The organism is Pseudoduganella sp. jia 12 (assembly GCF_055502675.1).
On sequence record NZ_JBUXKP010000007.1, the window covers coordinates 29,196 to 54,383 of the forward strand.

At 64.9% G+C, this 25,188-nt stretch carries 20 protein-coding genes; 9 read left to right on the forward strand and 11 right to left on the reverse strand.

The window, feature by feature from the left end:
* Position 1: 1 nt before the first annotated feature.
* Positions 2–1,999: an LTA synthase family protein gene (locus ACY65G_RS16515; protein ID WP_464998414.1), complete on the reverse strand. Its 1,998-nt coding sequence runs from the start codon at positions 1,997–1,999 to the stop codon at positions 2–4.
* A 205-nt stretch (positions 2,000–2,204) separates the two neighbouring features.
* On the opposite strand from ACY65G_RS16515, the gene ACY65G_RS16520 reads away from it, so the two are divergent.
* The 6 genes from ACY65G_RS16520 to ACY65G_RS16545 all read left to right on the forward strand — a co-directional run bounded on the left by ACY65G_RS16520 (position 2,205) and on the right by ACY65G_RS16545 (position 8,497).
* Positions 2,205–5,627: a hybrid sensor histidine kinase/response regulator gene (locus ACY65G_RS16520; RefSeq protein WP_464998415.1), complete on the forward strand. Its 3,423-nt coding sequence runs from the start codon at positions 2,205–2,207 to the stop codon at positions 5,625–5,627.
* Entirely contained in the window at positions 5,617–6,546 is a 930-nt protein-coding gene (locus tag ACY65G_RS16525) for a response regulator (protein ID WP_464998416.1), read from the forward strand. Before ACY65G_RS16520 ends, ACY65G_RS16525 begins: the two co-directional genes overlap by 11 nt.
* 575 nt (positions 6,547–7,121) lie before the next feature.
* Positions 7,122–7,424, forward strand: a complete 303-nt coding sequence (locus ACY65G_RS16530) for a type II toxin-antitoxin system MqsR family toxin (RefSeq protein WP_464998417.1) — start codon at positions 7,122–7,124, stop codon at positions 7,422–7,424.
* A 2-nt stretch (positions 7,425–7,426) separates the two neighbouring features.
* A complete protein-coding gene (locus tag ACY65G_RS16535) occupies positions 7,427–7,828 on the forward strand; it encodes a type II TA system antitoxin MqsA family protein (protein ID WP_464998418.1) in 402 nt (133 codons plus the stop codon).
* Between the two features lie 41 nt (positions 7,829–7,869).
* Positions 7,870–8,163: a hypothetical protein gene (locus ACY65G_RS16540; protein WP_464998717.1), complete on the forward strand. Its 294-nt coding sequence runs from the start codon at positions 7,870–7,872 to the stop codon at positions 8,161–8,163.
* A complete protein-coding gene (locus ACY65G_RS16545; RefSeq protein ID WP_464998419.1) occupies positions 8,135–8,497 on the forward strand; it encodes a DUF2806 domain-containing protein in 363 nt (120 codons plus the stop codon). Before ACY65G_RS16540 ends, ACY65G_RS16545 begins: the two co-directional genes overlap by 29 nt.
* A gap of 435 nt (positions 8,498–8,932) precedes the next feature.
* On the opposite strand, the gene urtE is transcribed toward ACY65G_RS16545, so the two are convergent.
* From urtE to ACY65G_RS16580, 7 genes are all read right to left on the reverse strand, one after another.
* The gene (urtE, locus tag ACY65G_RS16550) at positions 8,933–9,631 is read right to left on the reverse strand and encodes an urea ABC transporter ATP-binding subunit UrtE (RefSeq protein WP_464998420.1); all 699 of its coding nucleotides are present in this window, start codon (positions 9,629–9,631) and stop codon (positions 8,933–8,935) included.
* 16 nt (positions 9,632–9,647) lie between these two features.
* Positions 9,648–10,439 carry an urea ABC transporter ATP-binding protein UrtD gene (urtD, locus tag ACY65G_RS16555; RefSeq protein ID WP_464998421.1) on the reverse strand — a complete coding sequence of 264 codons (792 nt, stop codon included), beginning with the start codon at positions 10,437–10,439 and terminating at the stop codon, positions 9,648–9,650.
* Entirely contained in the window at positions 10,436–11,566 is a 1,131-nt protein-coding gene (urtC, locus tag ACY65G_RS16560) for an urea ABC transporter permease subunit UrtC (RefSeq protein WP_464998422.1), read from the reverse strand. The genes urtD and urtC overlap by 4 nt, the downstream gene beginning before the upstream one ends.
* Positions 11,563–13,173, reverse strand: a complete 1,611-nt coding sequence (gene urtB / locus ACY65G_RS16565) for an urea ABC transporter permease subunit UrtB (protein WP_464998423.1) — start codon at positions 13,171–13,173, stop codon at positions 11,563–11,565. The genes urtC and urtB overlap by 4 nt, the downstream gene beginning before the upstream one ends.
* A gap of 131 nt (positions 13,174–13,304) precedes the next feature.
* Positions 13,305–14,552, reverse strand: coding sequence for an urea ABC transporter substrate-binding protein (urtA, locus tag ACY65G_RS16570; protein ID WP_464998424.1), 1,248 nt, complete (start codon positions 14,550–14,552; stop codon positions 13,305–13,307).
* A gap of 67 nt (positions 14,553–14,619) precedes the next feature.
* The gene (locus ACY65G_RS16575; protein WP_464998425.1) at positions 14,620–15,726 is read right to left on the reverse strand and encodes a porin; all 1,107 of its coding nucleotides are present in this window, start codon (positions 15,724–15,726) and stop codon (positions 14,620–14,622) included.
* A gap of 131 nt (positions 15,727–15,857) precedes the next feature.
* The gene (locus ACY65G_RS16580) at positions 15,858–16,808 is read right to left on the reverse strand and encodes a MerR family transcriptional regulator (protein ID WP_464998426.1); all 951 of its coding nucleotides are present in this window, start codon (positions 16,806–16,808) and stop codon (positions 15,858–15,860) included.
* A 138-nt stretch (positions 16,809–16,946) separates the two neighbouring features.
* Between ACY65G_RS16580 and ACY65G_RS16585 the strand changes: the two genes are divergently transcribed.
* Positions 16,947–17,402 carry a fasciclin domain-containing protein gene (locus tag ACY65G_RS16585; RefSeq protein ID WP_464998427.1) on the forward strand — a complete coding sequence of 152 codons (456 nt, stop codon included), beginning with the start codon at positions 16,947–16,949 and terminating at the stop codon, positions 17,400–17,402.
* Between the two features lie 121 nt (positions 17,403–17,523).
* Here ACY65G_RS16585 and ACY65G_RS16590 read toward each other — a convergent pair whose 3' ends face one another.
* Entirely contained in the window at positions 17,524–19,854 is a 2,331-nt protein-coding gene (locus ACY65G_RS16590; RefSeq protein ID WP_464998428.1) for a sensor domain-containing diguanylate cyclase, read from the reverse strand.
* 158 nt (positions 19,855–20,012) lie between these two features.
* Complete coding sequence (locus tag ACY65G_RS16595; RefSeq protein WP_464998429.1) at positions 20,013–20,552, reverse strand: DUF2058 domain-containing protein; 540 nt, start codon at positions 20,550–20,552, stop codon at positions 20,013–20,015.
* A gap of 102 nt (positions 20,553–20,654) precedes the next feature.
* On the opposite strand from ACY65G_RS16595, the gene kefC reads away from it, so the two are divergent.
* Positions 20,655–22,460: a glutathione-regulated potassium-efflux system protein KefC gene (kefC, locus tag ACY65G_RS16600; protein WP_464998430.1), complete on the forward strand. Its 1,806-nt coding sequence runs from the start codon at positions 20,655–20,657 to the stop codon at positions 22,458–22,460.
* A 94-nt stretch (positions 22,461–22,554) separates the two neighbouring features.
* Positions 22,555–24,198, forward strand: coding sequence for a M28 family metallopeptidase (locus ACY65G_RS16605; protein WP_464998431.1), 1,644 nt, complete (start codon positions 22,555–22,557; stop codon positions 24,196–24,198).
* On the opposite strand, the gene ACY65G_RS16610 is transcribed toward ACY65G_RS16605, so the two are convergent.
* Positions 24,195–25,151 (reverse strand): DMT family transporter, encoded by a 957-nt coding sequence (locus tag ACY65G_RS16610; protein ID WP_464998432.1) that lies wholly within the window; start codon positions 25,149–25,151, stop codon positions 24,195–24,197. The two genes, ACY65G_RS16605 and ACY65G_RS16610, sit on opposite strands and share 4 nt — an antisense overlap.
* Positions 25,152–25,188: the final 37 nt, after the last annotated feature.

Consider the following 25,188-nt stretch of genomic DNA (forward strand, 5'->3'; position numbering starts at 1 on the left):
TTTATTTGGCCAACACGGCTGGCAACCGGTACACGCCTTCCCGGTACATCAGCGAAGGCAGCATCACGTGCGCCATCGCCCGGTCCACCTGCGCCTGCGTCGGCGTGCCGGCATCGCTGTCGAACGCCCCGGTCGCGGTGTCGTAACGGCCCAGCAGCGGGCTGCCGGAGGGGCGCAGGATCGTGGCGCTGCTGCCTTCCAGGTAGGCAAAGTAATTGTTGAACTGCAGGAGCGCGCGCCCCGGCGAGGTGCTGTCTCGCACCAGGTCGCGGCCGATCATCGGGTGCTCGCTGGCCACGCCCATCAGCGACAGCAGCGTGGGACCCAGGTCGACCTGGCTGGCCATCGTGGCGATGCGCTTCGGCGTGATGTCCGCGCCCAGGATCAGGCCGGGGATGTGGAATTTCTTGACCGGCACGAGCGCGTTGCCGTACACGCGGTTGTCATGGTCGGCCACGATCAGGAACACCGTATCCTTCCAGTAGGCCTCGCGCTTCGCCGCCGCGATGAATTTGCCAAGCGCGAAGTCGGCGTATTTGACGGCATTGTTGACCGTCTGCTTGTCGGTGTCGTGCCGGGCGATTTTCCCGTCCGGGTACTCGAACGGTTCGTGGTTCGACGACGTGAAGATCAGGCTGAAGAATGGCTTGCCCTGCGCATGCAGCACGTTCAGGCGCTCGAGCGACTTGTCGAACAGGTCTTCGTCGGATGCGCCCCAGCTGCCGGTGAACTTCGGCTTCATCTGCTTGCGGTCGACGATCTTCTGGAAGCCGTTGCCGGTGAAGAAGCTGCGCATATTGTCGAAATGCGCCTCGCCGCCGTACACGAATTCCGTGTGGTAGCCCTGCTGCCCCAGCCCGGCCGCCAGCGTGTAGAAATTCGTTTGCGACAGTGACAGCTTGACCACGCTGCGCGCCGGCGTGGGCGCATAACCCGCCACTACCGCCTCGATGCCGCGCACCGAGCGGGTGCCGGTCGCGTAGAGTTGCTCGAACCACCAGCCCTCGCCTTTCAACTTTTCCAGCTCGGGTGTCAGCGGCAGGCCACCCAGCGATTTCACGAACGTGGCGCCCAGGCTTTCTTCCAGCACGATCACCAGGTTCAACGGCCGTTCGCGGCGGATCGCCGGTTCCTGGTAGTGCAGCGTGGGCAGCGCCGGATTCGTGAACCGGTAGCCGCGCAGCCATGGCGCTGCCTTTACTTCGGCCAGCACGCGTACGCGGTCCATGTCGCCATAGATTTCCGACGACGTTTTTTCTTCCATCATCGATGCCACGCCTTCCAGCACCGACCACGGCGAATTGATGATCAGGGAATTGACCATCGCATCGCTCGTCAGCGCGAACAGCGCCGCGTTGGCCGGGCGGTGGGCAGTGGTGGAGCGGATCTGCATGGCGACGGCAAGCACGATCAGCGGCCAGGTCAGCAGCAGCTTTTTCACTGGCCACATCGCCACCCCTCCTGCAGCCGCGCGCAGCAAGCGGTAAATCGCCACGCCCAGCACCACCGTGCCTGCCATGCCGAGCAGCACGGCGGTGCGGAAGCCGTTCCACAGTGTGGCGCACACCTCGACGGGATCGGACAGGTATTCGACGAACAGGCGGTTCGGGCGCACGTCGTACTGCATCACGAACTGCGGCGTGGACAGTTCCATGAACACCACGAACACCAGCGCTACCGTTGCCCATGTCAATGTCAAACCCCTCCACAGTGCGGCCAGCGGGCGGTAGGCCAGCAGCGGTGCCAGCAGCAAGGGGATCGCCAGCAGGTAACCGAGCAGGATCAGGTCGGCGCGTACACCCTGCAGCAGCATCTGCACGGGAATGCCCTCGGCCGCTACGCGCGGCCACTGCCATGCCATCAGCCCGATGCGCGACACCGACAGCACAGCCAGTCCGATGACCAGCATGCGCAGCAGGACCGCGTACGGGCCGGCCCAGGAAGCGCGCTGCACTGGCCGGTTTGCCAGCTCATGCAGGATGGGATTCTTTCTATACATTGCTTTTTCCCACAAGAACTGAATTGAACGGCGGTCGGCCATTCTACGCTTGTGGATGAGCTAATTTCAATCGAATACTCACTCGAATCGTGCAATGGCTGAGCGGGCAAAGTTCTTGCATATCAGATAGTTATGAGTCCCCGACGCGTGCCATTCCGGCACGCAGGCCTCCTGCCGCCCTAAAATGGGGCACCCAAGCCGCCCGATGACGACCGCCGCACCAAAACACAGCACGCACGCCGAGAGCGAGCCGCCACAGCGCATCATCAAGATCCGCCGCGACTACAACACGTGGGTAGCGGACGAAACGATCGAGGATTACGCGCTGCGCTACACGCCACGGTCGTTCCGCAAATGGTCGGTGTTCCGGGTGTCGAACACGGCATTCGGTGCGATCTCGTTCCTCGTGCTCGAAGCAATCGGCGGCACCATCGCCGTCAACTACGGCTTTGTCAACGCGTTCTGGGCGATCCTCACCGTGGGCCTGATCATTTTTCTTACCGGCCTGCCGATCAGCTATTACGCGGCCCGCCACGGCGTGGACATGGACCTGCTCACGCGCGGCGCCGGTTTCGGCTACATCGGCTCGACCATCTCATCGTTCGTGTATGCGTCGTTCACGTTCATCCTGTTCGCGCTGGAAGCGGCGATCATGGCCTATGCGCTGGAGCTGTATTTCCACCTGCCGCTGTATCTCGGCTACCTGGCCAGCGCGCTGGTCGTGATCCCGCTCGTCACGCATGGGGTCACGCTGATCAGCCGCATCCAGATGATCAGCCAGCCCGTCTGGCTGGTGCTGCTGGCGCTGCCGTTCATCGCCATCCTGCACAAGCAGCCTGAGCTCGTGGGCGAACTGGCACGCTTCACCGGGCAATCGCCGGCCAATGGCGGCTTCAACATGCTGATGTTCGGTGCCGCCACGGCCGTGGGCGTGGCATTGATCACGCAGATCGGCGAACAGGTCGACTTCCTGCGCTTCATGCCGGAGCAGACCAGGGAAAACCGCTGGCGCTGGCACCTGGGCGTGCTGGCCGCCGGGCCGGGCTGGATCGTGCTCGGCATGCTGAAAATGCTGGGCGGCGCCCTGCTCGCGCTGCTGGCGATCAAGGGCGGCGCTTCGCTGGCCGAGGCGGTGAACCCGAACCGCATGTACCTCGCGGGCTTTTCCGAAGTGTTCGCCAACCCCACGCTGGCCGTGCTGGCCACCGCGCTGTTCGTCATCATCTCGCAGGTGAAGATCAACATGACCAATGCCTATGCCGGTTCGCTGGCGTGGTCGAACTTCTTCGCGCGCCTCACGCACAGCCACCCGGGCCGCGTGGTGTGGGCCGTGTTCAATGCGCTGATCGCCGTGCTGCTGATGGAACTCGATGTGTTCCAGGCGCTGGACCGGGTGCTCGGCCTGTACTCGAACATCGCCATCGCATGGATCACGGCGGTCGTGGCGGACCTCGTCATCAACAAGCCGCTGGGCCTTTCTCCGCCGGGCATCGAATTTCGCCGCGCCTACCTGTACGACATCAACCCGGTCGGCGTGGGCGCCATGCTGCTTGCTTCGATGCTGTCCATCGCCGCGTTCACCGGCCTGTTCGGGGCGCAGGCGCAAGCGTTTTCCGCCTTCATTGCTCTCGGTACGGCGCTCGTCGCGTCGCCGCTGATCGCCTGGGCCACGCGCGGCCGCTATTACCTGTCGCGCCCCGCGCACGGTTGGGGCGATTCGGTGACGAAGGTGTGCTGCATCTGCGAAAAGGAGTACGAAACGGAAGACATGGCGCACTGCCCCGCCTACCAGGGGCCGATCTGCTCGCTGTGCTGCTGCCTCGATGCCCGCTGCGACGATGCCTGCAAGCCGCATGCGCGCTTCGCGCACCAGTGGGAGGGCGCGATGAAGAAGCTGCTGCCGGCATCGATGTGGCCCTACATGACGAGCGGGCTCGGCCACTACCTGGTGCTGATGATGGTGACGGTGCTGTTCACGGGCGCCCTGCTCGGCCTGTTGTACGTGCACGAACAGAATGCGCTGGGCGCAGCCGGCGCCGCGCTGCTGCCCGCGTTGCGGCTGGCCTACCTGAAGATCTTCGCCGCGCTGCTGCTGGTCAGCGGCATCGTCGCGTGGTGGCTCGTGCTGACGGGTGCCAGCCGGCGCGTGGCCCAGGAGGAATCGAACCGGCAAACGAGCCTGCTGCAGCGCGAGATCGAGCTGCATGGCCGCACGGACGCCGCGCTGCAGCTGGCGAAAAAGCAGGCCGACGCGGCGAACCAGGCCAAGAGCCGCTACATCGCCGGCATCAGCCACGAGATCCGCACGCCGCTCAACAGCATCCTCGGCTACGCGCAATTGCTGGACAACGATCCCGCGATGCCCGCGCACCGGCAGGGCGCGATCCGCGTCATCCGCGGCAGCGGCGAACACCTGCTGTCCCTGATCGAAGGCACGCTGGACATCGCCCGCATCGAAGGCGGCAAGTTCAGCTTCGACATCCGCGAACTCGATTTCCACGACTTCATCGGCCAGCTGGTGCGCATGTTCGAACAGCAGGCCGCCGCCAAGGGGCTGGCCTTCCGCTACGAGCCGGCTGGCGAACTACCCCTGGTCGTACGGGCCGACCGCAAGCGGCTGGGCCAGATCCTCATCAACATCCTCGGCAACGCCGTGAAGTTCACGGGGCACGGCACCGTCACGTTCCGCGTGCGCCACACGCGCGACCTTGCCACGTTCCACATCGAAGACACGGGCCCCGGCATCCTGCCCGACGAAGCCGAGCGCATCTTCGAACCGTTCTCGCGCGGCAGCGCGGCCAACGGTCCCGGCGCAGCACCCGGTACCGGCCTGGGCCTGCCGATCAGTAAGATGCTCACGCAGATGATGGGCGGCGAATTGACGCTCGACAGCACGCCCGGTACCGGCAGCACGTTCCGCATCCTGCTGCGCCTGCCCCGCGTGCATGGCGCCACGCCGGCCACCGCGCGCGGCCCCGCCCCGGTCGGCTATACGGGCGCACGGCGCAGGATCCTCGTCGTCGACAACGAACAGGTCGACCGCGAACTGCTGGTCAACATCCTGGCGCCGCTGGGCTTTGAAACGGCGCAGGCGCAGTCCGGCCACGAGTGCCTGGAACGCTACCGGGCATTCGCGCCGGACCTGATCCTGATGGACCTGGCGATGCCCGGCATCGACGGGTGGGAAGCGAGCCGCGTCATCCGCCACGAGCACCGTTCGCCCGTGCCGATCCTGATCGTGTCGGCCAATGCGTACGACAAGGCGCTGGACAACCCGGCCGGCATCGCCGCCGAGGATTTCATCGTCAAGCCGGTCAACGTGGCCGAACTGCTGGACCGCATCGGCCGGCGCCTCGGGCTCGAATGGATCGCGCATGCGCCAGCACCGGCCCCGTCCCCGGCGGCCGCACCGCCGCCGATGCGGCTGCCGCCCGCCGCCGAGCTGGACGCACTGCGCGAACAGATCGCGTCCGGCTACGTGCGCGGCATCCGCACCATGCTGGACGACATCGCCGCGCTCGGCCCCGATTACGACGCCTTCGTCGCGGCGATGCGCGGCCACGCCGCCCGCTTCGACCTGGAGGCGATGTCACGATTCCTGGAACAGGGAGAACACCATGTCAGATAAACCCACCACCCGCCATGCCAGCCACGTCGTATTGATCGTCGACGACGTGCCGGAGAACCTGGCCGTGCTGCACGACGCGCTCGACGAAGCGGGTTTTACCGTCCTCGTCGCCAACAACGGCCAGGCCGCGCTGGAACGTGCCCGGCACCTCGTGCCGGACATCATCCTGCTCGATGCAATGATGCCCGGCATGGACGGCTTCGAAGTGTGCCGCCGCCTGCGCGCCGACATGGTCACGCGGGCGATCCCGATCGTCTTCATGACGGGGCTCACGGAACCCGAGCACGTGGTGGCCGCTTTCGATGCCGGCGGCACCGACTACGTAACGAAGCCGGTGCGCCAGAGCGAGGTGCTGGCGCGCATCGGTGCCCACCTGCAAACGGCGCGGCTGATGAACCAGGCGCGCAGTGCGCTCGACGCGTTCGGTAACGCGATGCTGGCCGTCACGCCGCACAACGGCCGCATCGTTTGGCAGACGCCCCTGGCAAGGCAGTGGATGGCGCAGTATTTCGAACCCGCCGATGCCACGCCGGCGGTACTCGGCGCCTGGCTCGCGGGCGACAAGCACATGCCGCTGACGGTCATTCGCGGCGCCACACGGCTCGTGTTCACGGTCGCGGACCTGGGCAGCGAACAATGGATGATTGCGCTGCGCGAGGAATCCGATACCGCGCGCGTGCAGGCCCTGATGGCCCTGCTGAAGCTCACGCAGCGCGAATCCGAGGTGCTGCACTGGGTCATGATGGGCAAGACCAACAAGGATATCGGCGACATCCTCGGCACCAGCCCGCGCACCGTCAACAAGCACCTCGAGCACGTGTTCCACAAGCTGGGCGTCGAGACGCGCACGGCCGCCGCCGCGCTGGCGCTGAACCGCATGCGGGCCAGCGCGCCGGCAGTGGAGACGGTTTCGGTGTAAGCATGGTCATGCTGTCCACGTCACCTGCTGGAAGACGCAAATATGCGCCCCCGGGTGGCTGGTGCAAGGCTCCGGCTATACAGGCAGTAGCGAACCCAAAATGCGCGATGACACAGGCAGCAACAGGCACTGCAGCTGCTTCCGATCGGCACTCCAGTCACCGTCTCACCAGTCTGCCTTTTCCACCCAATCTCGCCCTCCTCGTATCGCGTAAAAGGCCAATTTAACCAAGTCGGCCGCCACTGCGACGCAGCCTCGCACGTGCCGCGCTGTCCTTATTGCTTTCATATCACCTCTCCGACCAAAATCGTTCCTAACTGGGCTACGCCACCTGGGGTCACCTGCCGCACTTTCCTGACCGTCGTCAGCTCATGCACTGATTCTCCGCTAGGCTGTCTGTCGGTTCCTCTGGTGGGTTTTCCGCTGCCAGAACGAAGCGAACCCAAATTGCTATCGCGTCTTCTCTTGTGGTTTGTCCAATTGGACGAGATCGACGAGCTAGTCACTACAAAATAGTCTAAAATGCAAAATAACCTATATGGTTATTTTCGACCATATAGGTTATGCTTCTCGACATGGAAAAACGCACTCCACACTGTCCCTTGGCGAAGGTCAACTTGCTTATCGAAGCCAACAAAGTCCGCGCCACCAATAGCGCCTTTCGTGGCGCAGTTGAAGTAGGGATCGACGATCTGGCAGGCATGTGCAAGGTAGTGAAAGCACTAACCCGCCAGGATTTTTACAAGAGCATGACGACCCATGCGGATCACAGAACGTGGCAGGATGTATGGCACGGCAGAACACCTGAAGGCATCCCGCTCTATGTCAAACTGACCGTTATCGATGATGTGTTGATTGTTTCGTTCAAGGAGCTGTGAAGATGAAAAATTGCCCCGAATGCGGAGCGTCGTCCCCGGTGCATGACACCCGCGACGTGTCCTATACCTACAAGGACCAGACCACTATCGTTCCAGCGCTGGAAGGAAACTACTGCGGTGCATGTGGAGAGATCGTCTTCACCCGTGAAGCAGGAGATCTGTACGGCAAGGCGATCGCAGATTTTCGCCGTAAGGTGGACGGCGTGCAGGTCGACCCGCTGTATATCCTGGCGATGCGTAAAAAACTGGGTTTGGGCCAGCGCGAGGCTGGCGAGATTTTTGGTGGCGGCGTCAATGCATTCTCCCGCTATGAAACGGGCAAGGTGCAGCCTCCCGTTTCTACGGTCAAGCTGCTCAAGCTGCTGGAGCGTCATCCGGAACTGTTGGACGAGGTGCGCGCGTGAAGCGCCAATTTCTCGGACATGAAACAAAGAGGTGATCAGAAATGAACGAACAGGATACAGGTCTGGCCATAGTAGACGCGGCGCTCGACAATCTACCCATGCCCGTTAAGACCTCTTTCCTTAAGGCTGCAAGCGATCTGCTTGGGGGGCTCACCGCAGTCCCAGCTGCGTGGCTCCGACAGAAAGCGCAAGGGATCGAAGATACTACAGTAGGAAGATCCACAGTCGCTGCAAGCTTGGCGATGGCTACAGCTGAAGAGGTACGCAAGGATCCTCTCTTGATGCAGGCCGCAGTGGAAGTTTTATGTGCCCAGCATCGTACGGAAGGTAAATAACCGAATATCTGTTGCGCAAAGTGCCGCTGCACATCTAGCACAGGAAGCCTCGACGTCTAATGGTACTGCGGCTACGCCACCGGACGACGACTGGATGAACAGCTTCATGCGTTTTGCTGAAGACGCTTCTTCCGATCGTCTGCGTGATCTTTTTGGCCGCATCTTGGCTGGCCAAATCTTCCGCCCAGGGGCCTTTTGCTTGACTACACTCCGCACTTTAAGTGAACTAGACCAAGCAATTGCAACGGATTTCCAAATCGCTTGGTCAAGAAGCGTAGGGGAAGCCGTTGATCACAGCGAAGAGTGGCATCGCGGTGAAGGATTTGCCAGATAGAAGCGGCTGAGCGAAGCCGGCTTGATTGCACCGTCCGCTACCGCCCAATTTCTTCCTCCGTTTATTCCTGTCGTGCAGGAGTCCGCAATATGGACACCCATGAGTGCTGGGAGGACTTTCCTCAACGTGCATTTTTTGCACGGCTCCAAGACCGTATGGAACCATATTGCGTTTACCAGGGTTGGAAGAGAGATTGGGAGCTTGCTCGCCCAACCTGATTACGCCGGGAATATGCGGGCGGCAGCACTTCGCCTTTCTAAAAGCGGTGTGGCTTTTATAACTCTGACCGCAGGCAGCACCGTTGAGGTGATCTGGTCAGGCAGCTGATACCGAGACGTTGATAGACTTGTGTGCTTACGAAGCTAACAGCAGGCGCGACGGCAGCATTAACCAGCTATGCGTCAGCGTCGCAGGCGTCATCAGCAGCATCGAATTTCAAACCGCCAGGTGTCGCCGCACATGCTCGGAGCCCATCTCCGCCGCATCGCCGCTGGCCACGACCTCCCCGCGCGACATGACGACGAACTTGTCCGCCAGCTCGTGCGCGAAGTCGAAATACTGCTCGCACAGCAGGATGCCGATATCGCCCCGCTCGCGCAGCAGCCGGATCACACGCCCGATATCCTTGATGATCGATGGCTGGATCCCCTCGGTCGGCTCGTCCAGGATGATCAGCCCCGGCTTTTGCAGCATCGCCCGGGCGATCGCCAGTTGCTGCTGCTGCCCGCCGGACAGGTCGCCGCCGCGCCGGTGCTTCATTTCCTTCAGCACGGGAAACAGTTCGTACACTTCGCCGCTGATGACGGAAGCCTCGCGCGACGACAGCGTCGCCATTCCCATGGTCAGGTTTTCTTCCACGGTAAGCCTCGCGAAGATCTCGCGGCCCTGCGGCACGTAGGCGATGCCCGCCTTCGCCCGCTGGTGGGGTTTCAGCTTCGTGATGTCGCGCCCATTCCAGCTCACCTTGCCATGCGCGACGGGCAGCACGCCCATCAGGCATTTCAGCAGCGTGGTCTTGCCGACGCCGTTGCGGCCCAGCAGCGCCATGCACTGGCCCTTCTCCACCGCCAGCGACACGCCGCGCAGGGTGTGCGACGATCCATAGTACTGGTTCACATGTTCGACCTGCAGCATATTTTTACCTTCCCGCTTATCGTCCAAGATATACGTCGATCACGCGTTCGTCGGCCTGCACCTGGTCCATGCGGCCTTCGGCCAGCACCGAACCTTCATGCAGCACGGTGACCTTGCCCTGCTGGGCGATCTCGGTGACGAACCCCATGTCGTGTTCGACGACCATGATCGAGTGCTTGCCGCGCAGTTCATTCAGCAGCTCGGCGGTGCGCGCCGTTTCCGCGTCGCTCATGCCAGCGACCGGTTCGTCGAGCAGGATCAGCTGCGGTTCCTGCATCAGCAGCATGCCGATTTCCAGCCACTGCTTCTGGCCGTGCGACAGCAGCCCGGCCAGCCGGTCTTCCTGGCCGTTCAGGCGGATCAGCCGCAGGGTCGCCGCGATCCTGTCCTCCTGCTCGGACGTGAGCCGGGCAAACAGCGTGGGGCGCACGCGCTTGTCCATCTTCATCGCCAGTTCCAGGTTCTCGAATACCGTATGCTGTTCGAACACCGTGGGGCGCTGGAACTTGCGGCCGATGCCGGCGTGGGCGATCTCGTATTCCGTCATCGTTGCCAGGTCGTAGTTCTGGCCGAAGAAGGCGCTGCCGGAAGTCGGCCGCGTCTTGCCCGTGATGACGTCCATCATCGTCGTCTTGCCGGCGCCGTTCGGGCCGATGATGCAGCGCAGCTCGCCCACCGAGATGTCGAGATTGAGCTTGTTGATGGCCCTGAACCCGTCGAACGATACGGTGATGTCGTTCAGGTACAGGATCGCGCCGTGCGTGGTATCGAGCCCTTCCCGTTTCAGCGTACTTGTTTCCAATGTCATGCCGCCTCCTTTGTTTTTTCCGTGACCGGCGCGTCGACGGGTGCCTTGCGCCCGATGCCTTGCAGCTTTTCAAACAGGCCGAGGACGCCCTTGCGCATGAACAGCGTGACGAGGATGAACAGCAGGCCCAGGGCGAACAGCCACAGGTCGGGGAACGTGGCCGTGAACCAGCTTTTCAGGCCGTTGACGGTGAATGCGCCGATGATCGGGCCGACGAGCGTGCCGCGCCCGCCGATCGCCACCCACACCACCATCTCGATCGAGTTGGCGGCCGACATTTCCGACGGATTGATGATGCCCACCTGCGGCACGTACAGCGCGCCGGCGATCCCGCACAGCACGGCGGACAGGGTCCACACGAACAGCTTGAACCACAGCGGGTCGTAGCCGATGAACATCAGCCGCGATTCCGAGTCCCGCACGCCCTGCAGCACGCGGCCCAGGCGCGAAGTGACGATCCACCGGCACAGCAGCAGGGAGCCCACGAGGAATGCGAGCGTGACGATGTAGAGCACTGCGCGGGTGCCGGGCGCCGTGATGTCGAAGCCGAGGATACGCTTGAAGTCCGTGAACCCGTTATTCCCGCCGAAGCCCGTGTCGTTGCGGAAGAACAGCAGCATCGCCGCATACGTGAGCGCCTGGGTGATGATCGAGAAGTACACGCCCTTGATCCGCGAGCGGAAGGCGAAATAGCCGAACACGAAGGCCAGCACGCCCGGCACCAGCACCACCAGCAGCATGCAGTACCAGAAGTTGTCCGTCATGGCCCAGTACCACGGGTACTCCTTCCAGTCGAGGAACACCATGAAATCCGGCAGGCTGCGCTGGTAGACGCCGTCGCGGCCGATCGCGCGCATCAGGTACATGCCGTGCGCATAGCCGCCCAGCGCGAAGAACAGGCCATGGCCCAGCGACAGGATGCCGGTATAGCCCCACACGAGGTCCAGCGCCAGCGCGGCCAGCGCGAAGCACATGAACTTGGCCACGAGGCCCATCGCATAGCCCGACACGTGCAGCGCATGCCCGGCCGGGAACACGAGGTTCAGCAGCGGCAGCATGGCGGCCACCACGGTGACGGCGGCCAGCGCGGTCCACGCGCGCCTGGAGAATAAACTGGTGCGTTTCATTCGACGCTCCTTCCCTTCAGCGCGAACATGCCTTGCGGCCGGCGCTGGATGAAGATGATGATGAAGACGAGGATCGCGATCTTGCCGAGCACGGCACCGGCCACGGGTTCCAGGAACTTGTTGATTTCGCCAAGGCCCAGCGCGCCGATCACGGTGCCGGCCAGCTGGCCCACGCCGCCCAGCACCACCACCATGAACGAATCGATGATGTAGGCCTGCCCCAGGTCCGGCCCCACGTTGCCGATCTGCGAGAGCGCCACGCCGCCCAGGCCGGCGATGCCGGAGCCCAGGCCGAACGTCATCATGTCGATGCGGCTGGTGGGCACGCCCACGCAATCGGCCATGCGGCGGTTCTGCATCACGGCGCGCACGAACAGGCCGAGGCGCGTCTTGTTGAGGATCAGCCATACGGCGGCAACGACAAGGGCGGCGAAGACGATGATCGCGATGCGGCTGTAAGGCAGCACCAGCGAACCGAGCACGGTGACGCCGCCGGCCATCCACGACGGATTCGCCACTTCCACGTTCTGCGCGCCGAATACGGTGCGCACCGCCTGCATCAGGATCAGGCTGATGCCCCACGTGGCCAGCAGCGTTTCCAGCGGGCGGCCATACAGCCAGCGGATCACGGTGCGCTCCAGCAGCACGCCGACGGCGAACGCCACGAAGAATGCGCACGGCAGCGCGGCGGCCAGGTACCAGTCCAGCGCATCCGGGAAGTACTGGCGGAATGCCGCCTGCACGAGGTACGTGGTGTAGGCACCGATCATCAGCAGCTCGCCGTGCGCCATGTTGATGATGCCCATCAGGCCGAACGTGATCGCCAGGCCCAGCGCCGCCAGCAGCAGCACGCTGCCCAGCGACAGGCCGTAGAACAGGTTGCCGACGAATTCGGCGCGCGACACGCGGCCGTCGATCGCATTGAGCGTGTTGGCCGCGGCAAGGCGCAGGTCACCATCCGGTTCCGCGTAGCTGCCATCGGCGTTCTTTCCCAGCATCGCCTGCAGCGGCGGTCGCAGCGATGCGGTGCCGGTATCGGCCAGCGCGATCACGGCGGCCTTGCGCACGGCCGTGTCGGGCGACTGCAGGTCGGCCACCGCCTTGGCCGACTGCAGCGTGGCCTTGATCTCCGCATCCTTTTCCACGGCCAGCGCTTTTTCAACGAGCGGCAGTTGCTCCGGCTCCACGCCGCGCTCCAGCAAGCCCCTTGCGGCGGCACGGCGTTTGTCCAGGTCCGGCGACAGCAGCGCCATGCCGGACAGCGCGCCATCGACCGCACCGCGCAGACGGTTGTTGACGACCACGCCGTCGATCCCTTCCGGCATGGGGCCGGTGGCGCCTGTCGCCGGGTTCCATGCGCTGTCGTCGGTGACGACCAGCACGTCGCCTGCCGGCGTCGCGTACAGGCTGTCATCCTTCAGCGCCTGCAGCACCTTGCGGGCATCGTCGTTCGCCAGTGCGGCGATGCGGGCGACGGCTTCGATGCGGGCATCGGGGTCGTCGCCCGCCAGGGGGTTCAGGAGCGTGGGGTCGATGGCTGCGTGGGCTGACAAGGCTGAAAAGCCCAGCACCAGCAGCGCAGCGATAGTTCGGAAGAAATGCGCCATGTTGGAGTCTCGGTCGGAAAGGGCTGGGAAAGCCAGGAGCCACCCTGGATGCAAACCCCGGGGCCAGACCCGCCGGGTCCGACCCCGGCCTTTGCCGGTGGGTCTTGTCAAGGCTGCCGGGGAGTCAAGCCTTACAGCTTCTGCTTCCCTTCATTCCCCTGGATGAACGGGCTCCAGGGCTGCGCGCGCACCGGCTCCTTGGTCTTCCACACCACCGAGAACTGCCCGTCGCTCTTGATCTCGCCGATCATCACCGGCTTGTGCAGGTGGTGATTCGTCATGTCCATCGTCAGCGTGTAGCCGGAAGGCGCCTTGAAGGTCTGGCCGGCCATCGCCGCGATCACCTTGTCGGTATCGGTGGACTTGGCCTTTTCCACGGCCTGCGCCCACATGTGGATGCCCACATAGGTCGCTTCCATCGGGTCGTTGGTGACGGCCGTGGCGGCGTTCGGCAGCTTCTTCGCCGTGGCATACGCTTTCCACTTTTTCACGAACGCGGCGTTGGAAGGATTCTTCACGGATTCGAAGTAGTTCCAGGCCGCCAGGTGGCCCAGCAGCGGCTTCGTGTCCACGCCGCGCAATTCTTCCTCGCCCACGGAGAACGCCACCACCGGCACGTCGGTCGCCTTCAGGCCGGCGTTGCCCAGCTCCTTGTAGAACGGCACGTTCGAGTCGCCGTTGATCGTGGAGACCACGGCCGTCTTGCCGCCGGCGGCGAATTTCTTGATGTTGGCGACGATGGTCTGGTAATCCGAGTGGCCGAAAGGCGTGTAGATTTCCTGGATATCGCTGTCCTTCACGCCCTTCGATTTCAGGAAGGCGCGCAGGATCTTGTTCGTCGTGCGCGGATACACGTAATCGGTGCCGAGCAGCACGAAGCGCTTGGCGCCGCCGCCATCCTTGCTCATCAGGTATTCGACGGCGGGAATCGCCTGCTGGTTCGGCGCCGCGCCGGTGTAGAACACGTTCTTCTCCAGTTCCTCGCCTTCATACTGCACCGGGTAGAACAGCAGGCTGTTGGTTTCCTTGAAGACCGGCAGCACGGACTTGCGCGATACCGACGTCCAGCAGCCGAACACCGCGGCCACCTTGTCGCGGGAAACGAGCTGGCGCGCCTTTTCCGCGAACAGCGGCCAGTTCGAGGCCGGGTCGACGACGACCGCTTCGAGCTTCTTGCCCATCACGCCGCCCTTGGCGTTGATCTCGTCGATGGTCATCAGGGCGACGTCCTTCAGCGACGTTTCCGAGATCGCCATCGTGCCGGACAGCGAGTGCAGGATGCCGACCTTGATCGTGTCGGCGGCGTGGGCTGGCAGGCCGGCGGCGCACAGGGCTGCTGCGGCGGCGATGGAGGTAACGAAATGGCGGCGGGTTTGCATGGTAGTCCTCATCTTTGGATGGTGGTGATCAATGCTGGAGCTCAGTACTGGAGCTCAATACTGGAGCTCAATACTGGAGCTGGAGGGCGACGACGAAGCGCGACTGGTCCGCGGCCCGGGTGACCTTGGTGCGCGAGTACACCGCGCCGATCTGGGCGTTGTAGCCGTCGAGGATCCAGTTCACGCCCACGTCTTCCTGGCGCGTGTCGATGCCGGTGTCGGCGTCGAATTTCTGGTAGCGCACATAGGGTTGCAGGCTGCCGCGGGCGATCGGGAAGATGTAGCCGGCGCCGGCCGACCAGGCCTTGCCCTGCTCGGACAAGATGACGTCACCGGTGTCGTAGTCGTAATAAGCCGCTTCGACGGAGACGGCGCCGCCGGTACCGAGGCGCTTCTCGAGCAGGAAGTCGACGTTCCAGGATTGGTAGTCGCCGATGCCGCCCGTGGTCAGCACGCCGTCTTTCTGCTGGCGGCCGGCCACGCCGATGGCGAGGATGTCCTTGCTGCCCAGGTAGGTGCCCGTGCCGTAGTAGCCCGGTTCGGCGTCCCAGAAATCGTATTGCAGGCGGCCCGCGTACATCGGCTTGTCGGATGCCTTGATCCCGGCTGCCCTGGCCTGGTCGTCCGTCAGCGAACCGATACCGAACGTGTGGCCTTCGAACGCCCCGAACGAGTAGCCCAGCTTGCCGCCGGCAACATTGCCCCAGACGACGACGCCGTCATCCCGGCCGCGGAAGATGCCGCCGTTGTAGCCGTAGCGCGACGCCACGCCGGCCCAGTAGCCGCCGCCCAGCGAGTAGTACGGCCCGGCCATGTTGGCGCGGTCGCTCGGCGACAGCAGCCGGCCGGCCCACACGTTCAGCTCCGGGGAAATGGCGAACTGCGCGGCCGCATCCAGCACGCGGATGCGGTCGCCGTCCCACTCGGTGTTGAACATGCCCTTGATGTTCTTGTTCAGCGAGGCGCCCAGGAAGATACGGGCGCTGTCCAGGTTGAAGTCGTTGCCGTGCGAGCCGTCCGGCGCGCCGTTCTCGACGTTCGAGTAGCTGCCGCGCATGCCGAATCCCACGCTGACGGATTTATCTTCGCCGAATGGAATCGTGGCGCCGGCGTGGGCCAGCAGCGACGTGGTGGCCAGCAGCACACCCGTGCAGATCGCGGAGGTCCCTTTCATGCGCTTCCCTTTCAGTTTGTGATGTTGTGGTTGCATCATCACCAACCGGGAAGCGGAAGGACATACGTAAGGTGACGTAGTGGCGCGCAGCCGACACGCGCCGGAAAGTCACCCGGGAATCGGGAGAGAGATCAGCGCCGCGGAATCAGTGCCGGCATCGGCAAGCCTTCCGCCACCACGAGCCGCTCCATCGCCGTCTCGAGCACGCTGCGCGCCAGGCCGGCGGCGTGGCCCAGTTCGCGGTGCAGCTGCGCATCGGCCGCGCTGCGCGATACGCATTGCGCGCTGTAGCGCTCGAAGCTGCCCACCATCAGCAACAGGTCGGACAGGTGGCGCGGGCATTCGCATGCGATACGGTTGCCCGCCGCGGTGATCGTGGCCAGCGCGGCTTCGTCGAAACGCACCGCCGGGACTATGCCGGCGGGGCGGTCGACGGACGGCAACTGCCGCCCCGCCAGCGCCGCACGGCACAGCTGCGCCAGTTCACCCAGCTCGGACGGCATGCGCACGACCATGCAATCCTGTGCGCGCAACGCGCGGATCGTGGCGCTGGCGCAGAAACGGTACAGCACCACCACCGCCGCGGCACCTGCCGCCTCGCGCGCCGCGGCCACCAGCGGCACCATCGTCTCGTCGGGTTCTGGCAGCTCCACCAGCAGCACGTCCACCGATGCGCCCTGCAACGGGGCGAGATCGCCATCGAGGCGCGCGACGACCCGCTGCACTTCCAGGCCATTGCCCGTGGCGGCAATCCGCCGCGCCAGGGTTTCCCCGACGAGCGCCACTCGCACCAGTGCCAGTGGCACGGCGCCGTTATCGCCACGCACGCCCGCCAGCTCTTCCAGTCGTTCCAGCGGCAACGTGGCCAGCGTGCCGATCGGATGGCCATTGTCCACCAGTTGTTTCAGCAGCCCGAGCCGGCGCACCTGCCCGGCCGTGTACAGGCGCTGGCCGCGCTCGGAGCGCAGCGTGTCCGACACGCCGTAGCGGCGCTCCCACACGCGCAGCGTCTCGACGCTCAAGCCGGCGAGGCGCGCCGCCACGCCGCTGCGATACAAAGCTTGTTGAGAAGTATTTTCCATAATTGAACCGCACTTGAACCAGTAATGTCCCCATAATAACGCGACAATCCCTGTACATTCAATCGTGCGAACCGTAAATTTACGTCACCCGCCGCCACTAATGCGGTTCAATCATAGTTCGACCCAAGGAGCGTAAAAATGAAAAAGATCCTCTTCGCAGCAGCTTTCGGCATGGCTTTCAGCGCAGCACATGCAGCCGATATCGTCGATACCGCCAAATCTGCCGGCACGTTCAATACGCTGGTCACCGCGGTGGAAGCTGCGGGCTTGGTGGATACGCTGAAGGGCCCGGGCCCGTTCACCGTGTTCGCGCCGACCGACGCAGCGTTCGCCAAGGTGCCGAAAGCCAAGCTGGATGCGCTGCTGAAGGACAAGGCCGCGCTCACCAAAGTGCTGACCTACCACGTGGTGCCGGGCAAGGTGATGGCGGCGGACGTGAAGCCCGGCGCGGTGAAGACCGTGGAAGGTGCCAGCCTGACCGTGACCGCCAAGGGCGGCAAGGTCATGGTCGACAAGGCCAACGTGACGAAGACCGATATCGCGGCCGACAATGGCGTGATCCACGTGATCGACACGGTCGTGATGCCCAAGTGATCGGCTGACTGCCAACCATCTTTCCCCTGGCGGCATGCGCCCATGGCGTGCCGCAGGCTTCCGCCCGCGTATCGCGGGCTTTTTTTTGCCACCTGCCCGCAGACCGCGGGCATTTTTTCGCCTACGCCGCGCTCCGGTCCTGCCCCGACGGCGCGAGCCGGAAGCAGTTCCGCCCCGACCGCTTGGCGTCGTACATCGCCTGGTCGGCCGCGCGGATCAGCGTGCGCGACGTCATGCCGGGCTCGAACGAAGCGATGCCGATGCTGGTGGTCACAGGCAGCGTGGCGGTGCCGAGCTGGAACGGGGGTGCCATCGCCGCGATGATCTTCTGCGCGATCAGGGTGGCGGCCTGCGCGCCTTGCAGGCCCTCGGCGACGAGCACGAATTCGTCGCCGCCCAGGCGCGCCACGAAGTCGGCTTCCCGCACCACGGCGCGCACGCGGCCGGCGAACATGCGGATCACGTCGTCGCCCACGTCATGGCCATGCGTGTCGTTGATGCCCTTGAAGCGGTCGATGTCGAAGTACATGAGCGCCAGTGCGCCGTGGCGCTGGGCACGGGCGACGGCCTGCTCCAGGTGGCCGTTGAAGAAGCCGCGGTTCGGCAAGCCCGTCAGCGTATCGTGGTGGGCGCGGCGGAACAGTTCCTGTTCCATGTACTTGCGCGCCGTGATGTCCTCGGTCACCGCCAGTATGCCGGTCACGTTGCCTGCGCCGTCCTTCAACGGAATCTTGCTGGTCTCGAACCACCGCCCGGTACCGTCGATGCTGCGGTCCAGTGCCTGCATGCGCATGCGCGCAAGGCCGGATCGCATCACCTCGCCATCCACCTGGTGGTAGTGCGGCGCCTGGTCGCGCCAGTGCAGGTCGAAATCCGTCTTGCCTACCAGCTCCGCCTCGCTGGCCAGCCCCGCATCCGCCAGCAGTGCGCGGTTGCCGCCCTCGTACACGCTGCCGGTGTTTTTCCAGAACACGCTTTGCGGAATGTTGTCGAGGATGAGCTGCAGCATCTGCCGCGACGCATACAGTGCCCGTTCGGCCTCCTTGCGCCCGGTGATGTTCTCGGCAAAGCCCAGCACGTGGGTGACGTCGTCGCCGGTACTCATCGGTATCAGCACGATCGACATGTCCACCATGCGGCCGGCCGCATCGGCGATGCGGGTCGTGTAGGCCACGGCCTGCCCGGCCAGCGCTTCGTCCAGGTGCCGCGCCACGTCGGCACGGTCTTCGATGCCGACGTAGGCATCGGCCTGCGTGCCGATCAGTGCGTGCCGCTCGACGCCCAGTTCCTTCAGCAACTGGCGGTTGGCATGCAGGAAGCGCCGCTGCGTGTCGATCGCATACACGGCGAACGGGTGATGGTCGAAGAAGCTCGCGAAGCGCTCGCTGAAATCGTGCATGGCACGCCGGCGCGCCCGATAGCGGGGCCATGTCGCCACCGCCCAGGCGGCGAACAGCGACAGCAGGATGCCGGCCGCAACGGCCTGGGCCGCCGCGCGGGCCGGCGCCGAATCGGCCGGTCCGGGCTTGGCGTAGAAATGAATCAGCCAGGTCCGGTTGGCAAAACGCACCTCGGCCCGCTGCGCGAGCCGGCCCCGGCCGGGGATACCGGCGGCAGCGGTGGCATGGGAAACGTCGTCGGCATCGAACACCAGGTGTCCGGGCGAGACGGTCCCGTCGTAAGCTTCCAGGTCGAACTGCCGCGCCATGCGGCCTTTGTCGAAGCCGAGGAACAGCGACTGGAGATAGATGGTCGTGAAGACAAAGCCTTTCGGTGCAGGCTTGCCCTCCTCGCCAAACGCCGGGACGGCGCCCGGCCTGCGCACCGGCGTGAGCAGCTGGATCACGGGTTCGGGGCGCGGATCGAACATGGCCGGCATGCGGCCCGTCGCCACGGGTTCGCCGAGCCGCGCGGCTTGCTGCATCGTTGTCCAGCGCACCGGGAGCGATGAAAAATCGAGCCCGCGCAACGCATCCATCCGCTTCGTGTCGAATGCATGCCGGCCATACAGCAACGGGTAATAGTCTTGCGCGCCGGGGCGGCGCTCGGTGATGCGGTAACCGGGGAACCGGCGCCCCACCTGCGCTTCGAAACTTGCCGCCTCCCCGGCCGGCACGCGCGGCACGTAGCCGAAAGCGCGCAGACCGCCCAGCCGCGCGAATGCCCCGCTGGCGTCCACGAAAGCGGCAAATTCCTCCGCGCCGATCGCATCGGATGCGCTGAACAGCGCCGCCAGGTCGCGGCTTGCGCCGGCGTACAGGTCGAGCCGATGGCGCAGCAGGTACAGGTAATCCTCGATGGCGTCCTGCTGTCCGGCCGCCTGCACCCGCTCCGCATGGCCGAACGAAGCCACGCCGGCATACGCGGATGCGATCAGGCCGGCGACGAATACGCCCGCCGGAAGCGCGCGCGCATCCAGTGCCTTCCTGATACGGTGAAAGAGGGAACCCATGTTGTCCTTGCGGCCGAGAAGCCTGAGATGACATGGTAGCAGTCCACTAGTTTCCGTATGTTAATATTTATTGCGAGTACGTGGCTTGTCGGCAGAAATGCAACACTGAATTTCCTTAATGACACAATTGCGGCGGCCAGCCAGTGGCCGGACGGTGATTACCAGGTGAAATCGTCGGGAATCTTGTAGTCGGCGTAGGGATCGTCCTCTTCCACGGCAGGCGTCACGGGCTTGCTGACGCGTACCACGAGTGCCGCGTCGCGCTCGGCGATCTTGTCCGCCACCACGCGCGGCACGAGCTCGAACGTTTCGCCCTGCCCCACGATCACGAGGCGACCGGCCACCAGGTGGTCGCGCACGGCGGCCGACACGTGGATGCGCTCGACCTTCGTGCCATAGGTGAAGTTGTAGGCGATGTCGCCGTTCCCCCGGGGCTGGCGGTTCTGCTTCACCAGCTGCGTGATCTGCGCGGCGACCGCCTTCTGCTGCGCCGCCGCGTCGCGCTGCGCATTCAGTTCGCGCGCCCGTTCCGCGTTGCGGCGCTGCGCTTCCAGCGCGGCCGCGCGCGCTTCGTTCTCCGTCACCGTGCCGGTGCGGCGCTCGTCCTTCTTTTGCTTGCTCTTGTCCTGCTGGACCTTGGCGGCCTTTTTCTTGTCGACCAGGCCGGCCTTCATCAGTTGTTCCTGCAACGAGACCATCTTCCACTCCGAAATTCATTGAACACCGCAGCATAGCAAAAGCGCCATCCATGGTGGTGGAAGACGTACCATTGCACTATCTTCAACTGCGACTTGCCCGCCATGCACGACCTGCTGCTCACGCCCATCGTCTTCCTCGTTACCGCCGTGCTGCTCGTGCCGCTGGCGCAGCGCCTCGGCCTCGGCTCCGTGCTCGGCTACCTGATCGGCGGCGCAATCATCGGGCCATGGGGCCTGGCCCTGATCCACGACGTGGAAGCGATCGGCCACGTGGCGGAAATCGGCGTGGTGCTGATGCTGTTCCTGATCGGGCTGGAGCTGCAGCCCGCCAAGCTGATGTCGATGCGCACGCTGGTCCTGGGCGGCGGCGCGCTGCAGATGGCCGGCTGCGGCATCGCGCTCGGCGCGGCGGCATGGCTGCTCGGCATGCCGTGGATCGGGGCACTGGTGGCGGGCGCCGCACTGGCTCTGTCGTCGACGGCGATCGCGGTGCAGAACATGAACGAGCGCCACCTGGAAAACACGCCGGCCGGCAAGGCGGCATTCGCGATCCTGCTGTTCCAGGACATGGCGGCGATCCCGCTGCTGGTGATCATTCCGCTGCTGGGCGGCGGCGGCGGCTCGAGTTTCAACTGGCTGTATGCGATCGGCGCCGTGACCTGCGTGCTGCTGGCGGGTCGCTACGTGATGCGCCCGGCACTGCGGCTGATCGCCCGCACGAACCTGCGCGAGATCTTCACCGCGTTCGCGCTGCTGTTGGTGCTCGGCATCGCCCACCTGATGGAACTGGCCGACCTGTCGATGGGCCTGGGCGCCTTCCTGGCCGGCGTGCTGCTGGCCGGCTCGGAATACCGCAAGGCGCTGGAAACAGACCTGGAACCGTTCAAGGGCCTTCTGCTGGGGCTGTTCTTCACGTCGGTCGGCATGTCCGTCAATTTCGGCCTGCTGGCCGATGCCCCGGTGCGCATCGCCGTGCTGACGGTCGGCTACGTGCTGCTGAAGATGCTGCTGCTCGGATTGGTGGCAAGAGCGCTGCCGGTGGCGCCCGTGCAGCGCTGGCCGTTCGCCGGCCTGCTTGCCCAGGGCAGCGAATTCGCGTTCGTGGTGCTCGCGGTGGCGCAGGACGCCAACGTGATCGCGGCGCCGTGGCGCGAAACGCTCGTGCTGGTGGTGGCGGTGTCGATGGCGCTGACGCCGCTGGCGATGACGGTGGCCGAATGGGCGAGCCGGAAAATGTACGCGGTGCCGCCAAAGCCGGCCGACACCATCGAGCCCGATGGCGCGCGCGTGATCATCGCCGGCTTCGGCCGCGTGGGCCAGATCGCCGGCCGCATGCTGGCCGCCTCCGGCATCCGCATGACGGTGCTGGACAACGACCCGGACCTGATCGACATGCTGCGCCGCTTCGGACTGCGCGTGTTCTACGGCGACGCCACGCGCCTGGACCTGCTGCGCGCCGCCGAGGCGGACAAGGCGGTATTGCTGATCAACGCGATCGACGACATGGAGTCCAGCCTGCGGCTGGCCGATCTGGTGCGCGAACATTTCCCGCACCTGAAGATGATCGGCCGGGCGCGCAACGTGACGCACCTGTTCGAATTGCGCGAACGGGGCGTGGACCTGGTGGAGCGGGAAACCTTCGAAGCGGCGCTGCGCATCGGCGAGCACGCGATGCGCCAGCTGGGCATCGACGAAGCCAGCGCCCGTCTGGCGCGCACCAGGTTCCGCGAACACAACCTGGCCACGCTGGATACCATGTTCCCGCACTTTCGCGACGAATCGCAGAGGATCTCGATCGAGGAAGAGGCGCGGCAGGAACTGGCGCAGTCGTTCGAGCACGACCGGATCGGCCTGCGCAACAAGGCGGTGCTGCGCGAACCCGGCGCGAAGGAACCCGAACTGCCATAGGCGCCTGCGCCGCAGCGTATTTTCGCGGCACTTTACCGCCGCCGCCATTCGGACGATACTTGACGCTTCATTGTTTTTCCCAAGGAGATCCCGAGTGAAAAAAACCCTGCTGGCCACGCTGCTGCTGGCCGCGTTCGCGGCGCATGCGGCCACCCCGACATTCGACCCGCAACGCCTGTCCCAGCACGTGAAAGTGCTGTCTTCCGACGCATTCGAAGGCCGTGAACCGCATACCGCGGGCGAAAACAAGACCGTCGACTACCTCGTCGAACAGTTCAAGGCGGCCGGAGCGAAGCCGGGCGGCGACCTCGTCGGCGGCAAGCGCACCTGGACGCAGGAAGTGCCGCTGGGCCGCTTCCAGATCCAGGGCCCTGTGGCGCTCACCGTCCATGCGGGCAAGGATACCCTGGCATGGTCGCAGGGCGAGCAGATGGCCGTGCGCGCGGCGATGAACGGCAAGCCGCTGGTCGACTTCAAGAACGCGCCACTCGTGTTTGCCGGCTATGGCGTGACCGCGCCGGAGCGCAACTGGGACGACTTCAAGGGCCAGGACCTCAAGGGCAAGCTGGCCATCGTGCTGATCAACGATCCGGACTTCGAAACGGGCGCGGGCGATTTCGGCGGCAAGGCCATGACCTACTATGGCCGCTGGACCTACAAGTTCGAGGAAATGGCGCGTCGCGGGGCGCTGGGCACGATCATCGTGCATGAAACGGCACCGGCTTCCTACGGCTGGGCCACCGTGAAGAACTCGAACACGAACGTGATGTACGACATCGTGCGCAAGGACCCGGCGAAATCGCATGCGCCGATGGAAGCCTGGATCCAGCGAGATGCGGCCGCCGACCTGTTCAAACGCGCGGGTCTCGATTTCGACACCGTCAAGAAAAGCGCGCAAGGCCGCGATTTCAAGCCGGTGCCGTTGCAAGGCGTGACGCTGTCGGCCCGCTACGCGGTCGATGCGCAGGTGATCAAGTCGCGCAACGTGGTGGCGCTCATTCCGGGCGCCGAACGCGCCGACGAAACCATCATCTACAGCGGCCACTGGGACCACCTGGGCGTGGGCGCTCCCGATGCGAAGGGCGACAAGATCTACAACGGCGCCGTCGACAATGGCACCGGCATGGCCGCGCTGATCGAGCTGGCGCGCGCCTACGCGAAGGCACCCGCACCGAAACGCAGCGTGGTGTTCCTGGCCGTGACGGCGGAAGAAAAGGGTTTGCTGGGTTCCGAGTACTATGCGGCCAATCCGCTGTACCCGCTGGAAAAGACCGTCGGCGTGATCAACGTCGATGCGCTGAGCCCCCATGGCCCGGCGCGCAATTTCACGATTTCGGGCAGCGCAAAGCTGGACCTGCTCGACCTGCTGGTCGACAAGGCACGCCAGCGCAACCAGGCCTACGCCCCCGATCCGAAGCCGGAGGCGGGCTACTTCTTCCGCTCCGACCACTTCCCGTTCGCCAAGCGCGGCGTGCCGGCACTGTCGTTCGGCTCCGGCGAGGACTGGATCGCCGGGGGCACCGCGGCCGGCAAGGCCGAGGAAGAGAACTACACGAAGGACCGCTACCACCAGCCGGCCGACGAGTGGAATCCGAAGTGGCCGTTCACCGGCATGGCCAGCGACCTGGAACTGCTGTACGGCCTGGGCCGCGATCTGGCCGATTCGCGCACCTGGCCGAACTGGGGCAAGGATTCCGAGTTCCGCGTGCTGCGCGAAGCCAGCGCGAAGAGCCGCTAAGAAATCCTGCCGAGGCCTGGGTCCGGCGCGGCTTGCCCGCGCCGGCCAGGCCGCTCCTCCCGGTGGGCGGCCGCGCATGACACCACCCCGCCCACCAGCAGCGCCACCGCCGCGCTCTCGTACATCGTTGGCCAGCGCCCTTCCCACAGGAAGCCGTACAGCAGGCCGAACAGCGTCTCGAACACGATCATCTGGCCCGTCAGCGCCAGCGGCAACGCGCGGCTGGCAAAATTCCACAGGGTATTGGCGAACACGGAGCACAGCAGGCCGACGGCGCCGACCACGCCGATGAAGCGCCACCATGCAGCCGCCTCGTGCGTCCCTTCGGCCCACACGAACGCCGGCACCGCCAGCACCAGCGCCTCGAGTCCCGTCACCACGCCGACCAGCAGGCTCCACTGGCCGCCCGACACCGAGGTGACCCGCGCCAGCACGCGGCTGTTCCATACCGTGTACAGCGTCCAGGACACCAGTGCACCGAGGGCGCACAGCAGGCCGGCCAGCGAACCGGGGCCGGCCAGCGCGTCGCGGCCGATGCAGGCCAGGCCGGCAGCGCTCAGCAGCAGCGATGGCACCAGCCGCCGCAGCGGCACCGCATGCCGGTCGCGGCTGCCGGCCAGCGTGATGGCGATCGGCGCCAGCCCGATCACGAGCGATGCCATCGCCACGCCGCCCGATTGCACGGCGGCGGCCAGCAGCACGTAATAGACGATGTTCCCGGCCAGGCCCAGGCCGGCCAGCGCGCGCCACTCGGCCGCGCCAAGGCGCGCCGTCACGGCCCGCCACGAAGGCGCGAGCAGCAACGCGGCGATGACGCCATAGGCGAGGTAGCGGCCGGCGGACAGCTGCATGGGGGTGAAACCGGGCGCCAGCTCCGGCGCAATGAAGATCAGCCCCCAGACGGCACCTGCCGCGATGCCCGCGGCGACCCCGCGGCGGTGTTGTTCGACCATGCGACTCTCCCGAAAACCAGGATTGTCGATGGTGGCC

What these genes read in the sequence shown, in the direction of transcription:
- ACY65G_RS16515 (WP_464998414.1), bottom strand. Translation starts at nt 1,999, where the DNA reads ATGTATAGAAAGAATCCCATCCTGCATGAGCTGGCAAACCGGCCAGTG.
- ACY65G_RS16520 (WP_464998415.1), top strand. Translation starts at nt 2,205, where the DNA reads ATGACGACCGCCGCACCAAAACACAGCACGCACGCCGAGAGCGAGCCG.
- ACY65G_RS16525 (WP_464998416.1), top strand. Translation starts at nt 5,617, where the DNA reads ATGTCAGATAAACCCACCACCCGCCATGCCAGCCACGTCGTATTGATC.
- ACY65G_RS16530 (WP_464998417.1), top strand. Translation starts at nt 7,122, where the DNA reads ATGGAAAAACGCACTCCACACTGTCCCTTGGCGAAGGTCAACTTGCTT.
- ACY65G_RS16535 (WP_464998418.1), top strand. Translation starts at nt 7,427, where the DNA reads ATGAAAAATTGCCCCGAATGCGGAGCGTCGTCCCCGGTGCATGACACC.
- ACY65G_RS16540 (WP_464998717.1), top strand. Translation starts at nt 7,870, where the DNA reads ATGAACGAACAGGATACAGGTCTGGCCATAGTAGACGCGGCGCTCGAC.
- urtE (WP_464998420.1), bottom strand. Translation starts at nt 9,631, where the DNA reads ATGCTGCAGGTCGAACATGTGAACCAGTACTATGGATCGTCGCACACC.
- urtD (WP_464998421.1), bottom strand. Translation starts at nt 10,439, where the DNA reads ATGACATTGGAAACAAGTACGCTGAAACGGGAAGGGCTCGATACCACG.
- urtC (WP_464998422.1), bottom strand. Translation starts at nt 11,566, where the DNA reads ATGAAACGCACCAGTTTATTCTCCAGGCGCGCGTGGACCGCGCTGGCC.
- urtB (WP_464998423.1), bottom strand. Translation starts at nt 13,173, where the DNA reads ATGGCGCATTTCTTCCGAACTATCGCTGCGCTGCTGGTGCTGGGCTTT.
- urtA (WP_464998424.1), bottom strand. Translation starts at nt 14,552, where the DNA reads ATGCAAACCCGCCGCCATTTCGTTACCTCCATCGCCGCCGCAGCAGCC.
- ACY65G_RS16575 (WP_464998425.1), bottom strand. Translation starts at nt 15,726, where the DNA reads ATGAAAGGGACCTCCGCGATCTGCACGGGTGTGCTGCTGGCCACCACG.
- ACY65G_RS16580 (WP_464998426.1), bottom strand. Translation starts at nt 16,808, where the DNA reads ATGGAAAATACTTCTCAACAAGCTTTGTATCGCAGCGGCGTGGCGGCG.
- ACY65G_RS16585 (WP_464998427.1), top strand. Translation starts at nt 16,947, where the DNA reads ATGAAAAAGATCCTCTTCGCAGCAGCTTTCGGCATGGCTTTCAGCGCA.
- ACY65G_RS16590 (WP_464998428.1), bottom strand. Translation starts at nt 19,854, where the DNA reads ATGGGTTCCCTCTTTCACCGTATCAGGAAGGCACTGGATGCGCGCGCG.
- ACY65G_RS16595 (WP_464998429.1), bottom strand. Translation starts at nt 20,552, where the DNA reads ATGGTCTCGTTGCAGGAACAACTGATGAAGGCCGGCCTGGTCGACAAG.
- kefC (WP_464998430.1), top strand. Translation starts at nt 20,655, where the DNA reads ATGCACGACCTGCTGCTCACGCCCATCGTCTTCCTCGTTACCGCCGTG.
- ACY65G_RS16610 (WP_464998432.1), bottom strand. Translation starts at nt 25,151, where the DNA reads ATGGTCGAACAACACCGCCGCGGGGTCGCCGCGGGCATCGCGGCAGGT.